The organism is Stenotrophomonas sp. UBA7606, from assembly GCF_002477705.1.
GTDB lineage: Bacteria > Pseudomonadota > Gammaproteobacteria > Xanthomonadales > Xanthomonadaceae > Stenotrophomonas.
The window spans coordinates 13,696-27,921 of sequence record NZ_DLJW01000020.1 but is presented as its reverse complement, the minus strand read 5'-3'; the positions used below and the strand labels follow the sequence as shown (position 1 = coordinate 27,921).

General features: G+C 65.3%; 12 protein-coding genes. 8 read left to right on the top strand and 4 right to left on the bottom strand.

Going from position 1 to position 14,226, the window contains the following annotated elements:
- Nucleotides 1-161: 161 nt before the first annotated feature.
- The 3 genes from B2527_RS03190 to B2527_RS03180 form a co-directional block, all read right to left on the bottom strand.
- The gene (locus B2527_RS03190) at nucleotides 162-3,170 is read right to left on the bottom strand and encodes a TonB-dependent receptor domain-containing protein (RefSeq protein WP_293706096.1); all 3,009 of its coding nucleotides are present in this window, start codon (nucleotides 3,168-3,170) and stop codon (nucleotides 162-164) included.
- A gap of 217 nt (nucleotides 3,171-3,387) precedes the next feature.
- Nucleotides 3,388-4,557, bottom strand: a complete 1,170-nt coding sequence (locus B2527_RS03185) for a hypothetical protein (RefSeq protein WP_293706095.1) — start codon at nucleotides 4,555-4,557, stop codon at nucleotides 3,388-3,390.
- A 127-nt stretch (nucleotides 4,558-4,684) separates the two neighbouring features.
- Entirely contained in the window at nucleotides 4,685-4,963 is a 279-nt protein-coding gene (locus B2527_RS03180; protein WP_293706094.1) for a hypothetical protein, read from the bottom strand.
- Nucleotides 4,964-5,054: 91 nt separating this feature from the next.
- Here B2527_RS03180 and B2527_RS03175 point away from each other — a divergent pair, with 91 nt between their 5' ends.
- From B2527_RS03175 to hemC, 7 genes are all read left to right on the top strand, one after another.
- Complete coding sequence (locus tag B2527_RS03175) at nucleotides 5,055-5,399, top strand: hypothetical protein (RefSeq protein WP_293706093.1); 345 nt, start codon at nucleotides 5,055-5,057, stop codon at nucleotides 5,397-5,399.
- A gap of 66 nt (nucleotides 5,400-5,465) precedes the next feature.
- Nucleotides 5,466-6,395, top strand: a complete 930-nt coding sequence (locus B2527_RS03170; RefSeq protein ID WP_293706092.1) for a CorA family divalent cation transporter — start codon at nucleotides 5,466-5,468, stop codon at nucleotides 6,393-6,395.
- 69 nt (nucleotides 6,396-6,464) lie between these two features.
- Entirely contained in the window at nucleotides 6,465-6,785 is a 321-nt protein-coding gene (locus B2527_RS03165) for a DUF3817 domain-containing protein (RefSeq protein WP_293706091.1), read from the top strand.
- A gap of 507 nt (nucleotides 6,786-7,292) precedes the next feature.
- Complete coding sequence (gene mdoH, locus B2527_RS03160) at nucleotides 7,293-9,221, top strand: glucans biosynthesis glucosyltransferase MdoH (protein ID WP_293706090.1); 1,929 nt, start codon at nucleotides 7,293-7,295, stop codon at nucleotides 9,219-9,221.
- Between the two features lie 193 nt (nucleotides 9,222-9,414).
- A complete protein-coding gene (locus tag B2527_RS03155) occupies nucleotides 9,415-10,080 on the top strand; it encodes an alpha/beta hydrolase (protein WP_293706089.1) in 666 nt (221 codons plus the stop codon).
- Between the two features lie 111 nt (nucleotides 10,081-10,191).
- Nucleotides 10,192-10,920 (top strand): LytR/AlgR family response regulator transcription factor, encoded by a 729-nt coding sequence (locus tag B2527_RS03150; protein WP_293706088.1) that lies wholly within the window; start codon nucleotides 10,192-10,194, stop codon nucleotides 10,918-10,920.
- A gap of 31 nt (nucleotides 10,921-10,951) precedes the next feature.
- The gene (gene hemC / locus B2527_RS03145) at nucleotides 10,952-11,860 is read left to right on the top strand and encodes a hydroxymethylbilane synthase (RefSeq protein ID WP_293706087.1); all 909 of its coding nucleotides are present in this window, start codon (nucleotides 10,952-10,954) and stop codon (nucleotides 11,858-11,860) included.
- A 210-nt stretch (nucleotides 11,861-12,070) separates the two neighbouring features.
- Here the strand turns inward: hemC and B2527_RS03140 are convergent, their stop codons facing one another.
- On the bottom strand, nucleotides 12,071-12,862 hold the full coding sequence (locus tag B2527_RS03140; protein WP_293706086.1) for a DUF481 domain-containing protein: 792 nt from the start codon (nucleotides 12,860-12,862) through the stop codon (nucleotides 12,071-12,073).
- Between the two features lie 147 nt (nucleotides 12,863-13,009).
- Between B2527_RS03140 and B2527_RS03135 the strand changes: the two genes are divergently transcribed.
- Nucleotides 13,010-13,975, top strand: a complete 966-nt coding sequence (locus B2527_RS03135; RefSeq protein WP_293706085.1) for a helix-turn-helix transcriptional regulator — start codon at nucleotides 13,010-13,012, stop codon at nucleotides 13,973-13,975.
- Nucleotides 13,976-14,226: the final 251 nt, after the last annotated feature.

Below are 14,226 nucleotides of genomic sequence, written 5' to 3'. Positions count from 1 at the left end.
GTGGAGCCGGCACCTGCACCGGCCTTCCGTCCGCGTTGGCACCCTTGCGCCGGCACAAGGGCAGGCGATGGCAGCTCGCCGGCGGCCCCTCTCACGCCGTGGGCGGGAGAGGGGCGTTGGAGTTGTTCCCGGCCCGGTGTTGCCGGGTGCTGGTGTTGGCCTCAGAAACGACCGCGGATACCGAAGTTCCACATCGAGCCGTAGATCGTGTACATCTGCACGCGGCTGGGGATGTTGGAATAGATGACTTCAGGCTCGTTGAAGATGTTGCGGCCGGCCAGCATCACATCGATGTTGTCGGTGAGCTTGTAGCTGGCGCTGATGTTCCACAGCTCGCGCGCGTCACGGTAGAGAATGCCGTTGTTGGCGGTCGTTGGTGTGTTGCTCAAGGCGCTGACGCGGTGCTCGGACTGGTAGTTGCCGTTGATCTGGAAGTCGAAGCGACCGTAGTTGTAACGGATGCCCCAGTTGGCGGCCTGCTTGGGAATGTTCTGGCGCGGGCCGTCCGGGTGCACCTGGGTCAGTGAGCCATACAGGCTCAGGCCCTTCCAGGCGCCAGGCAGGAAGGTCAGCTGCTGGTTGTACTCCAGCACCACGCCCTCGTTGGTGCTGGTGCCCGGTGCATTCTGCGCGCTGCGGAAGGTATAGCCTTCGTAATCGCCCGGGTTGAAGCCGACGTCCTCCGGATTGACGGTGATGCCGGTTACCTGCATGTCCTGCATGTCCAGCTTGTAGTAGGACAGGCCCAGCATGCCCGACGGCTCCAGGTAGTACTGCAGGCTGGCGTAGTACTTGGTCGAGTGCTCCGGCTTGAGCTGGGCATTGGGTACGGTGACGATCATGGTGTCGTCGTTGACCGACACCACGCCACCGAGGTTGCCGTAGTCCGGGCGCAGGATGGACTGGCTGAAGGACAGCTGCCCGACCAGCTTGTCGGTGAAATCGTACTTGACGCCGCCGCTGAGAAAGAAGTCGTCGTACTCGCCCTTGCGGGTGCTGTAGCGGCCGCCGTTGTACTGGTACATCAGGCCTTCGACGGTACTGGGATCGAACCCGGCGGCCTTGACCTCGCTCAGCGGCCGCACATCGGCCACGCGTGCGGCGGTACGGGTCTTCTCGTAGCGCAGGCCCAGGTCGAAGCGGGCATCGCCCAGACGGGTTTCGGCCTCGATGTAGGCGGCATCCACTTCTTCCTGGATGCGCTTGTTGTTGTCCAGCTGGCGCTTCAGGTTGCCGACCACGTCGGGGACAAAGTATTCCGGGTGGTCCTTGAAGATCTGGTACATGGCGTAGTTGCTGTCCGCGCGCCAGCCCTGCTGGTTCATGTTGCCAGCGCCGGTGCCGATGATCTCGAAGTCATAGTTGCCGGTCCACGGCACGCTGGCCCCCGGGTCGGTCTGGCTGCCATTGGGGCCGACGTACTTGTACTGCTTGTACGCGCCCTCGTTGGTGCGCCAGTCGTTGCGGCGTGTCCCCATGCCGCCCATCAGGGTGACCGGCGTGTCGTTGAAGTCGAGGTGACGCTTCAGGTCCAGGTTGACGCCGTACTGGTCATTGAGCGCATCCGATTCGGCGGTGCGCACGTTGTAGCCGATCTCGGCGTCACGGTTGAAGTTGGCCGGGTCGTTCCAGGGACGGCCACCGGTCTGCGCCAGGTTCCACTCGTGCGAGCTCTCCGAGGGGCGATCCAGGGTGAAGCCGATGTCGGTCAGCCAGCTGTCGGTGCGCTGGAAGAAGCCCTTGCTGTTGTCGCGGAAGTTGAACTCGGCCGAGGAGTAGCTGCCGCGCAGCACAGCCTCCCAGTCTTCGCCCTTGTACTCGAGCTTGGGCGCGATCAGATAGGCGGGGGTGCCCGCGTAGCGGTGCGAGTACTGGGTGTGCAGGCGGGTGTTGGTGCCGTTGGGATCGACCACGATGTGGTTGGGCGTGGAGCCCGGCGCGGCTTCGGACTTGGACGTGGTACCGAAGATCAGGTAGGTGTACTGGTTGAAGTACTCCACGTCATACATCGAATAGGTACTGCGCAACGAGGCCACCAATTCGTCGGTGATCTGGTAGTCCAGGCTGAGGTTGGCCGCGGTACGGCTGGTCATCTTCGGGCCGGGGCGCCACATCACCCGGTACGGCATCGCGCTGCCGTCGGGCTTGTAGGCGTAGTCGGTCTGGATGCGGTCCTGCTGCACGTAGTTGGCGTTGTAGCTGGCGTTGAACTCCACACCAAAGCGGCCGTCCATGAACACATCGCCGAAGCCGAACTGGCCGGACGGATAGATCGTGTCGTGCTTGCGGTCGTCAGGGAAGTACTTGCCCGACCAGTTGGAATCGGAGGTGCCAACCGCGCCCAGCTGGAACACGATGTCACGCTTGGTGCGCTGGAACGCATACTTGCTGCGCAGGTTGATGTTGCCGCCCGGCGAATCGGCGTCCATCGCTGCGGTCAGGGTGTTGTTGAGCTCGATCGACTCGATGCCGGTGATCGACATCTGCTCGAACGAGTTCTGCCGGCCGGAGTTGTTGTTGGAAGTGGCGGTGGCCATGCGCGCACCGTCGGTGGTGAAGGTGGAGTACTTCGGGTCCAGGCCACCGATACGCACCGCGGTGGCATCCACTTCGGTGTAGTCCAGCGACAGGCCGGGCATCGATTTCATGAACTCGCCGACGTCACCCATGGTCAGCGCGCCGTAGTTGTCGGCCGCGACCACGTTCTTGGCGTTCATTGCCGCGCGCCGCTCCATGATCGCGCTGGCCTGGCCATCGCGCGAGGCGGTGACCTTGATCGCATCCAGGTCGGTGGCACCGCTGCCCGCATACGACGCTGCCTTCAAGGCAACCTCGACCGTGGTGGCCTTGCCGGCTTCCACGGTTGCGGTGATGTGCTGCTCTTCAAGGCCGGTGTACTTGACCAGCAAGGTGACCGTGCCGGCCGGCAGGCCCGTCAGCTGGAAGTGGCCACCTTCCTGCGTGTAGCTGACGTTGCGGCTGCCTTCCACGCGCACTTCGGCATTGCGCAGGTATTCGCCGTTGCTGGTGTTGAGCACGCGTCCGCGCAGCGTGCCGCTGCCGATGTTCTGGTTGGTGGCTGCAGTGGTCTGCTGCGCCAGGACGTCAGGTGACAGGCAAAGTGCCACCACGATGGCGCTGACCAGCGCCGACTTCTTCACTTCGTACATGGATCTGTTCCGGAGAGTAGGGGGAAGCCGCAGAGAGCTGGCATCAAGCCGAGCGAGCGGCGCCACCTTACGTCCGGACAATTACAGAACCTTTACGTTTTTCCCGTGGATAACGTCGCGTATGAAAGTGCTTTTTCCAGGTTCTCGAACAGCATCGACCTGCCACCGGGCCTTGCCGCACCGCATCGGGCCATCACCGGTGATGGCAGCATCGCAATCAGTGCGATGTCACATCCACGAATGGCTGCCGAGCATCGTCGTTCCATCGAACAAGGCGTAGCTTCGCTGCCTGCTGTGGACCTTCCCTGTAGTTGTCGACCAGATAGAACAGGCCACCACCCAAGGCCTGCAGACCGACGTCGGCCTTCTGTTGCCAGCCGCGGATACCGGTGGCCTTGTCGACCAGCCCGGCGTCGGCCAAGGGCAGCAACAGCCCCTGCTCCCATGCGTGCGCATCGGCAGCGGCGACGCCCCTCAGATCGCCGCGCACCGGTGCTGCCTGCGCGTCCACCGCAAACATCAGGTAGTTGGGAAAGCCGGGCTTTCTGCCTTGGTAGACCCCCATCAGCCAGCGCTTGCCGGCAGGGTCATAGCTCAGGTTCTGCACGCCGTAGCTGGTATTGCCGGTGTACACGAAGTACTTGCCATCCACCTCGGCCGGGCCGCTGTGATGTGGTTGCGCTTCCAGCAGTGGCCTGGCCAGCGCCTGCCATTGGCTGACGTCATACTGCAGCAGCACCTGGTGGTCGTTGTCGCTGCGCCCGGTGTTGCCATAGATGCCGTAGGCGATGGTCAGCAGTGATGTGCCATCGGTGCGACCGAAGCGGGGGCCGAAGGAAGCACCATCAATGCCGGAACAGCCGTAACGGTGATCGGGCGAGTCTGCCTCGTTGCCACGGTAGCGGCCGTCGTCGCCATCAAAGCGACCATCGCCGTTGATGTCGGCGGTGTAGTCATTGACCACCTCGGGGAGGTAGACAGTGCGCACGATGTCGTTGTCGGCCGCGTTGACGCCGATGCGATCGATGCGCTGCACATCGATCATCGCGATGTAGAACGCCTGGTCGTTCTTGTACTCCAGCGAGCCATAGACCTTGCCGTCGTCCGGATTGAAATCCAGGTCGCCCAGATGTCCATTCCATCCCACCAGCGTGCCTACCAGCGCGCCGTTGAAGTCGTACTTGGCCAGCAGATTGGTGAAGGAGTAATAGAGGTAGCCGTTGCGCTGGTCCACCGCGATGCCCTGCACATGGCCGGCATTCCACGGACCGGCGGTGTGTTGCAAGGGCAGGCCGGGCGGGGCGGCAGTGGGCGATGCGGGGGGCTGAGCGAGGGTGGTGCCGCAGACGGTGAGCAGCACGGCAAGCAGGACAGGGCGATGGGTCATCGGGCAAGGTCATGGCAGGTCAACTGCGCAGCCTTGCAGGCGACGATGACCAGGGGGTGACACGGTCACGCCGACAACGGGGGCGTGCAGCCGGCGTTGCGCCGGCCACACGTGCAGGCATCGAGGCTCAGGCCTCTTCTTCGTCCTCTTCTTCCTCGTCCTCTTCTTCGTCCTCTTCGTCTTCGTCTTCCTCGAAGGCGTCGGCTTCTTCAACGCGGGCGAAGTTGGGCAGGGTGTCGGCAAAGCTGATCTGCTTGCCATTGGCCAGCATCGGGCGCACAGCGCGCTTGCCGGCTTCTTCCACTACCGCAAAGCACACCAGCGACTGCGCGCTTTCGTCACCGGCTTCGTCAAACACGGCTACCCAGCCGTCGGCCGGGATGATCTGGATGATGTTGTCTTGCATGGGCGGACTGTTGGTTGGAGGAACGGCGAGCTTGCGTGAAGGCGGCCACGCATTGCAACAGGCGCCCGGTGGGATACTCGGGGACCACGCCATGGACACCGGGCAGACCATGCCGCAGGCACCCTTGTTCACCCCCGATGGCCGTTACCTGGTAGTGCGCGGACGCCTGTGGCGGGCCGCCAACCCGGGTTTGTCGGCGGCCGAGCATGCGCGGTTGGTAAAGACGCTGATGGCGGCGCGGCGGCAGATGGGGGCGGCGCGTCGGGCTGGCGATCGCGCGGCGCTGGCCTTGGCTGCAGCAGCGGTGGAGGCGGCCAAGCACGGTCTTGGTGAACGCGGCCCGGTGTGGTGGCACGACGGTGCTCCCGACTACAACCGGCACCTGGCACGCAATACGCCTTACGCGGACTGGTACGCAGCGCAGCAGCAACAATGAGCTGGCCGCTTTACTCAAGCCGCCGGTACGACCACGATGGGGCCACGCTTTCCACGGTAGTCCACCATGTTCGAATGCCGGACCCTTGCCCCCGCTGCTGATGGCGCGCCCGACGTAGTGTGGGTGGATCTTTGCCGACCCACCCCGGACGAACTGGCGCAGGCATCGCAGCAGGCCGGTTTCCGCATCCCCGACCGCGCTGGTATCAGCGAGATCGAGTTCAGCAGCCGGGTACGCATGGAAGGGGCCGCCCTGGTGTTGAACCTGCCACGCTTCCAGTACGAGGCCGAGCACGTGGTGGGGCCGCTGGGGTTCGTGGTGGCGCCCAATGTACTGGTGGTGCAGCGCGAGCATGCCATCGATGCGCTGGACGGGCTGGAGCACGACCTGGGGCGACGCCCCTGCAGCGGCCCGGCGGACCTGTTCCTGCGCATCATCGAGCGCATTGTCGATCGTCTAGCCGACCTGCTGGAGTCGCTGGAAAGCACCATGAGCGAGTTCTCCCGTGCCGCCTTCAATCGCCGCAAGGGCCGCCGCGCCACGCGCCAGCTGGAGCAGATGCTGCATGAGGTCGGGCAGATGGGGCGCCGCATCGGTGCCCTGCACAACACGTTGCATGGCCTGCTGCGGATGATGAACTACCTGGACGAGGCAGCGCCCGAGTGGTTCGGCGCCGACGCCCCGCGCCGTATCAAGCTGGTGATCAAGGACCTGGCGTCGCTCAGCGAGTTCGAACAGCAACTCGGCGATCGCAATGAATTTCTGCTGGACAGCGTGCTGGGCCTGATCAACATGGACCAGAACGAAGTGATGAAGGTGATGGCCGTCGCTTCGGTGGTGGGCATCCCGCCAACGGTACTGGTCGGCATCTGGGGCATGAACTTTGCCGCGATGCCCGAGCTGCACTGGCACTTTGGCTACGCCATCGCACTGGCGGTGATAGGGCTGAGCATCGTGCTGCCATTGTTGTGGTTCAAGCGCCGCGGTTGGTTGTAAGGGCCGGGCAGCGCCAGCGCTGGCGGCCCCGTACAATCGGCGTTCTTTTGAACTGTGGATGGAGTGTTGATGGCTGCCAAGCCCTTGTCCCCGGCAGGCAAACTGTTTGCCGCCGCGGCGTTGATCGAAGGCATCACCTGGGCCGGCCTGCTGGTCGGCATGCTGCTCAAGCGTGGCATGGAGATCACCGACCTGGGGGTGCGTGTGTTCGGGCCGTTGCACGGCGCCGCGTTCCTGTTCTACGTGGTAGTCACGCTCTACGCCTGGGGCAAGCTGCGCTGGCCATTGTGGGCGCTGCTGCTGGCACTGGTGGCCGCAGTGCCACCGCTGGTCACGGTGCCGCTGGAGATGTGGTTCCGGCGCATCGGCCTGCTGTCACCGCGCGTCTGATCAGAACCGGTTCAGCTTGAAGGCAAGGGCCGTACCCGCCACTCGGGGGTACGGCTTTTTTCATGCCTGGCGTGTGCGCAAGATGTTGTTGCGCAAGGTTTGCTGCGAGCCCCGAGGGCGCAGCAGGCGGAGCGCTTTCAGTGGCATGTAAGCGTTTTCGGTGACAGCCATTACAATCGCTATGACACAAACTGCGGTAGCGGTCCGGGTGTCGCGCTGCGCGCCGCATCTGCGATGATGGATAATTGTGCACTGCAAACAGCGACGCACGATGTGGCTGCAGGCGCGTCGGGGACAGGGCTCGACAGGGGGGAGATGTTTGCCTGCGACAGCGTCGTTGCCCCCGCGTTTGCCACAGGTTTAGGTTGGATCTTCTAGCTTGCCCCCGCTTATCAGCGTTCTCCCCCAAGGAATCCAGGTGCATTACACAAGCAGTCAGTGGCACGTCGGCACGTGCCCCCGGGCGTGGTCCGGTGCTCGCCGGTTGGCACCGCAACGGAGCCATCGATGAATCAATCAGTTGACCGAAACGCATTGGATGCCGGTAGCGCGATCCTGCCGGCGGAGCATCCCTTGCCGATGCCCGAGCAGTCCCTGCGCGCAGGCAAGCTGCACGTCCCCCGGCAGGAAACCGCACCGGCCAACATCGGCCTGCGCCGTCTGTATGTATTCGGCACTACCGCGCTGATGACCTTGGGCGCCACCTGGATGATGGCCCAGGTGTTGTTGCGCGGGGGCTTGAACGTGCTGGAAGGCTGCCTGCTGGTGCTGTTCGTGCTGCTGTTCGCCTGGGTGGCCTTGTCTTTCGTCAGCAGCCTGGCGGGGTTGCAGGCCCTGCTGCGTGGCCGTCGCAAGCTGGGCATCCTGCCGGGCACACCACTGCCCACCCTGCGCACCCGCACCGCACTGCTGATGCCCACCTACAACGAAGACCCGCGCCGGATGATGGCCGGCCTGCAGGCGATCTACGAATCGGTGGCCGCTACCGGGCAGTTGGACCGTTTTGATTTCTTCGTGCTCAGCGACACCACACGCGACGCCATCGGCAGCGCCGAGGAGCAGGTGTTTGCCCACCTGGTGCAGGCCACGGGCGGTTCCGGGCGGCTGTTCTACCGGCGCCGTGCCAGCAACATCGGGCGCAAGGCCGGCAACATCGCCGACTGGGTGCGTCGTTTCGGTGGCAGCTACCCGCAGATGCTGATCCTGGACGCCGACAGCCTGATGACCGGTGAGGTGATCGTACGTCTGGCCTCGGCAATGGAAAACCATCCCAGTGTCGGCTTGATCCAGTCCCTGCCTGCGGTGGTCAACGGCCGCACCGCCTTTGCCCGCATGCAGCAGTTCGGTGGCCGGGTGTATGGCCCGGTAATGGCCTACGGCGTGGCCTGGTGGCACGGTGCGGAGAGCAATTACTGGGGGCACAACGCGGTGATACGCACGCGCGCCTTCGCCGAGCAGGCAGGCCTGCCGGAACTGCCCGGGCGCAAGCCGTTCGGCGGCCATGTGCTGAGCCACGATTTCGTCGAGGCGGCGCTGATGCGGCGTGGCGGCTGGGCCGCGCACATGGTGCCGTACATGCAGGGCAGCTACGAGGAGGGTCCGCCGACCCTGACCGACCTGCTGATCCGCGACCGGCGCTGGTGCCAGGGCAACCTGCAGCACGCCAAGGTGGTGACCACGCCGGGCCTGCACTGGATCAGCCGGGTGCACATGATGATCGGCATCGGCCATTACTTCACCGCGCCGATGTGGGCCATGCTGATGCTGATCGGCATTGCCATCCCGTTGATCCATGGTGGCATCGACCTGGCCGAAGAGCTGCACCTGAAGCTGTCGCCGGCCTATTACTGGCGCGGCATCGACCAGGATGGCGTGCTGTGGGTGTTCGCGCTGACCATGGCGGTGCTGCTGGCGCCCAAGGCCATGGGGTATGTGGCGATGCTGAGCTCGCGCAACGAGCGGCTGGGCTGCGGCGGTGCTTTCCGCGCGCTGCTGTCGGTGCTGTTGGAAACCGTGTTGGCAGCCTTGATGGCGCCGGTGGTGATGTATGTGCAGTCGCGCGGCGTGGCCGAAGTATTGGCCGGCAAGGACTCCGGCTGGGACGCCCAGCAGCGCGATGACGGCAGCATTCCGTTGTCGGCGCTGCTGCGTAGTTACGGCGGGCTGAGCCTGTTCGGCCTGGTGGTCGGCGCGATGGCCTATGCGGTATCGCCGCCGTTGGCGGCGTGGATGGCACCGGTGGTGATCGGCATGGCGCTGGCCGTGCCGGTGGTGGCCTGGACCTCATCGCGGCGGGTGGGTGACTGGTTGCGTCGCCATCGGCTGCTGTGCATCCCCGAGGAAAGTGCACCGCCGCAGGTACTGGTGCGCGCCGCCGAACTGCGTGCGGCCGCGATGCGCGCCGACCCGCCTGACGGCGTGGCGCAAGCACGGTAGTGCCGAGCCATGCTCGGCAGAGGCTGTGGCGGCGTGCCGCCCCGGCACCGGCAGGGGCGGCACGCCGCAAGAGCAGGGCGTTGCAGGCCGCATCCCGGCGCGACGCCGACGATTCCCTCCAGGCGCCCTGCCGCATGGGCAACATGTCCGTCCCTGAAGGCATAATCCCTGCTTGTCTTCAGGAGTGATGCAGATGTTGGAAACGGTGGAGCAGGAAACCGGCGCGTCGCCGGAGTGGGCGGTGATCTGGCTGCACGGGCTGGGTGCCGATGGCCACGATTTCGCGCCGATCGTGCCGGAGCTGGTGCGTGCACCCTGGCCGGCCATCCGTTTCGTGTTTCCGCATGCACCCAAGCGCCCGGTGAGCATCAACAACGGCATGCCGATGCGCGCGTGGTACGACATCGTCAGCATGGATTTCCGCAGCCGCGCCGACGCAAAGGGGGTGGCCGAGTCGGTGCAGCAGGTTGAAGAACTGATCGCGCGTGAGCAGGCCCGCGGTATCCCGTCGCAGCGCATCGTGCTGGCCGGTTTTTCGCAGGGCGGCGCCATCACCCTGTCCGTCGGCCTGCAGCGCCGCGAGCCACTGGCGGGGCTGGTTGCCCTTTCCAGCTACCTGCCGGAAGTGGATGCGGCTGCCACCCAACTGGTGGCAGGTGCCACCGCGCAGCCGATCTTCATGGCCCATGGCAATGCTGATCCGGTGATTCCCGTGCAGATCGCCGAGCACAGCGCCCAGGTGCTGGGAGAGCTTGGTTTCAACCTGCAATGGCAGCGCTATCCGATGGCCCACCAGGTTTGCGGGGAGGAAATTCACGCGCTGGGAGACTGGCTGCAGGCACGCTTCCAGCAGGCCTGAGCTGCGCGGGTTTGTGAAGGCGCCCGCAATTTGTGCCGTGCTGGCGACGGCTGCGGGTGCCGGCCGCTACCATGTGACCGGTTGCAATCCATTGCTTGCGAGGACGATGCCGTGAAGGTGGTCATTGCCGACGACGAACCCCTGGCCCGTGAGCGCCTGCGCACGCTGCTGGCCGACCACCCGGGGGTGAGCGTGGTTGGCGAGGCCGCCAATGGCAGTGAAGCGCTGCATGTCTGTGCGCAGGTGCAGCCGGACCTGGTGTTGCTGGATATCGCCATGCCGGGCGTTGATGGGCTGGAGGCCGCGCGCCACCTGTCCCGGTTCGAGCCGCGCCCGGCCGTGGTGTTCTGCACCGCTTACGACGCGCACGCGCTGTCAGCCTTCGAGGCGGCAGCCATCGACTACCTGATGAAGCCGATCCGTGCCGAGCGTTTGGCGGCGGCGCTGGAGCGCGCCCGTACCTTCATTGCCGGCCGTGGCAGCCCGCAGCTGGTACCGTCGGCGCAGGCGCGGCGCGTGCTGTGCGCGCGCCTGCGTGGCAGCCTGCGGCTGGTGCCGGTGGAAGACATCCTCTATCTGCAGGCCGAGGAAAAGTACGTGGTGGTGCACCACCTGCGCGGCCAGGACCTGATCGAGGAATCCCTGCGCTCGCTGGAGGAGGAATTCGGCGAGCGTTTCATCCGCATCCACCGCAACTGCCTGATCGCGCGTGAGCGGCTGCAGGAAGTGCGGCGCACGCCTGCCGGGCAGGTGCAGGCGGTGCTGCGCGAAGTCGCCGAGCCGCTGGAAGTGAGCCGACGCTGCGTGGCCAGCCTGAAGGGCGAAATGGAACGTTTGTGACCTGTGCGCCGGCAATGGCGATAATGGGGCCATGAGCATCCTGCGAATCGCTACCCGAAAGAGCCCGCTTGCCCTGTGGCAGAGCGAACACGTTGCCGAACGCCTGCGCCAGGTTCACCCCGGGCTGGAGGTGGTGCTTGTACCGATGAGCACGCGTGGCGACGAGATACTGGACCGCTCGCTGGCCGCCATTGGTGGCAAGGGCCTGTTCCTGAAAGAACTGGAGCTGGCCATGCTGCGCGGCGAAGCCGATTGCGCGGTGCATTCGCTGAAGGACGTGCCGATGGAGCTGGAGGCACCGTTCGCGTTGCCGGCGATCCTGGCCCGCGCGGATTCGGCCGACGCTTTCGTGTCCAACCGCTACGAAAGCCTGGACGCGCTGCCGCCGGGTGCCTGTGTGGGCACCTCCTCCCTGCGTCGGCAGGCGCAGCTGCGTGCGCTGCGCCCGGACCTGCAACTGCGCGACCTGCGTGGCAACGTCAACACCCGCCTGGGCAAGCTGGATGCCGGTGAGTACGACGCCATCATCCTGGCCTGCGCCGGCCTGGAGCGTCTGGAACTGGGCGCGCGCATCCGCGACCGTCTGCGTGCACCGCAGTGGTTGCCGGCACCGGCACAGGCGGCGGTGGCGATCGAATGCAGGCAGGACGCCGGCGACATCATCAACCTGGTCAAGGCGCTGGACGACACACCGACCCGCGCCTGCGTGGAGGCCGAGCGCGCGATGAACCGCGCCCTTGACGGCAGTTGCCACGTGCCGGTGGCGGGCCTGGCGCAATGGCAGGGCCAGGATCTGTGGCTGCAAGGCCTGGTGGGCGGCGTTGCCGATGGCCGTGCGGTACGGGCACAGGCCAGCGGCCCGGCCAGCGATCCGGAAGCGCTGGGTCGTGAGGTCGCACGCCAGCTGTTGGCCGGCGGTGCCGCCGAATTGCTGGCCTGAGCCCAGGTAGTGCCGAGCCGTGCTCGGCAGAGGCGTTACCCACAAACCCCAACCGGTAGTGCCGAGCCATGCTCGGCAGAGGCGTTACCAACAAGCCCCAAACGGTAGCGCCGGCCATGTTCGGCAGAGGCGCTACCAACCCGACCTGCGGGCATATCCGGGCAGGCCCCATGCCGAGCATGGCTCGGCACTACAGGGCCGCTCCCGCGCTTACTTGAAGCTGTAGACCACGTTCATGGTGGACAGCGTATCGGTCTTGCGCTTCTGGTCGGACACGTCGCTGTTGTAACGCGCCTGCCAGCCTGCCTTCAGGGCGAAATGCTGGTTCATATTGACCGAAACACCGAAGTCGTTCTGCGCGAAGGTGTTGTAGGAGCCCGATTCCACCAGCAGCGAGTTGACCAACTCGGTGTTGTCAGTGATGCCGAACTTGAAATCGAACAGGCCGCGGCCGATCAGGCCGGTGCGGTTCTCGTCGGTTTCCGAGTTGTGGGTGCGGCGCACACCGGGGCCGATCTGGGTATCCAGGGTGACGCGCTCGCCGTCGATCAGGCGGGTGCCGTAGCCCAGGCCGAAGGTGCCCAGGCGGTCGTAGGTGGCGAAGTCGTCGCGCTCGTAACGCACGGTGGCGGTGAGCTGGCGGTGCTCGCCCAGCTGCAGGGCGCTGCCGGCGCTGCCGCTATAACGGTTGGCGGTGGTCTGGCGCTTGCGCGAGGTGCTGCCGTCATCGGCGGTCTCGGTGTACTCAGCGCTGGAGCGCAGGCCGAACAGGTCCATGCTGTGCACCCAGTCACCATCGGTGTAACGCAGCTTCAGGCGGCCGTTGAAGCTCTCGGTGGTGCTGTTGCCGTGCGCGGAGGCAAAGCCCAGTTCGCCACCGCTGCCACTCCACGGCGAGGTCATCGCGGCCAGGGCGGTGTCATCGGTGGTCGTCGCCTCGTCGGCCCAGGCCAGTGGGGCGCACAGCAACAGGGGCAGCAACAGGGAAACACGCAGGGACATCGAGATCTCCGGAAACAGGCAAGGATGGCTGACAGCCGATGATACCGGATGACCCCGGCGGCCCAGACCATGCGGGGCGGGCGCTTCATTTCCCGTTTGGCGGACGCCCTCTGCCCATCCGGGCCCCGACTCGGACATAATCCGGCCATGGACCGCTATGAACGCATCAACGCGCTGCATCGTCTGCTCAAGTCCGCCCGCTACCCGATCACGGTGCAGCGGCTGCAGGAGGAATTGGGCTGTTCCCGTGCCACGGTGTACCGAGATCTGGCCTTCCTGCGCGATGCGCTGATGGCGCCGGTGGAGGGCGACGGCGAGGCCGGGTTCCGCTACCAGATCGGCGAAAGCGACCGCTTCGAGCTACCCGGGCTGTGGTTGAGCTCGGAGGAGCTGCATGCGTTGCTGGCCTCGCAGCATCTGCTGTCGCGCACCAGCGGTGGGGTGTTGTCGTCGGTGCTGGCGCCCCTGCAGCAACGTATTGAAGGCCTGCTGGCGGCACAGGCCGGGGCCAGTGCATGGCCGGTGGAACGGGTCCGGGTGATTCCGCACCGTGGCCGCAAGCTGGATGAAGCCAGCTTCCGTACGGTTGCGTCTGGCGTGCTTGAGCGCAAGCAGTTGTCCTTTGAATACCGTGCCCGCTCCACCGATGAGGCGACCCGGCGCACGGTGTCGCCCCAGCGCATCACCCATTACCGCGATAACTGGTACCTGGATGCCTGGGACCATACCCGCGAGGCAGTACGCAGTTTCGCGGTGGACCGCATCCACCAGGCGCGGCTGCTGGAGCAGCCCGCCCAGGACGTGCCCGATGCCGAGCTGAACGAGCAGTTGGCTGCCAGCTACGGCATCTTCTCCGGCGCGCCCAAGGGCTGGGCGACCATTGTGTTCAGTGCCAAGGCGGCGCGTTGGGTGGCTGACGAGCATTGGCATTCCAAGCAGCAGGGGCGGTTTCTTGCTGATGGGCGCTATGAGTTGAAGGTGCCGTACAGCGTGTCGCGCGAGCTGCTGATGGACGTGCTGCACTATGGTTCGGACGCGGAGATTGTCGAGCCGCAATCGCTGCGTGAGCAGGCCAAGGCATTGCTGTCGCTGGCGTTGAGCAATTACGACTGAGGAAGCTTGGGTTGGGCTTTGCTCTGCTCATGCTCTGCTTTCCCCTCTCCCGCCTGCGGGAAAGGGGCAGGGTGAGGGCAGCTCCTGCTTGTTGCTGTTGCTTTTCGGAGCAGTAGAGCAACGGCTATAGCTGAAGCAAAAGCAAAAGCTTCCCCTCACCCCAACCCCTCTCCCGTGAACGGGAGAGGGGACAGCAACAGCAGCAACAGCAGCAGCAACAGCAACAGCAGCAGCAGCAGCAACAGCAAAGC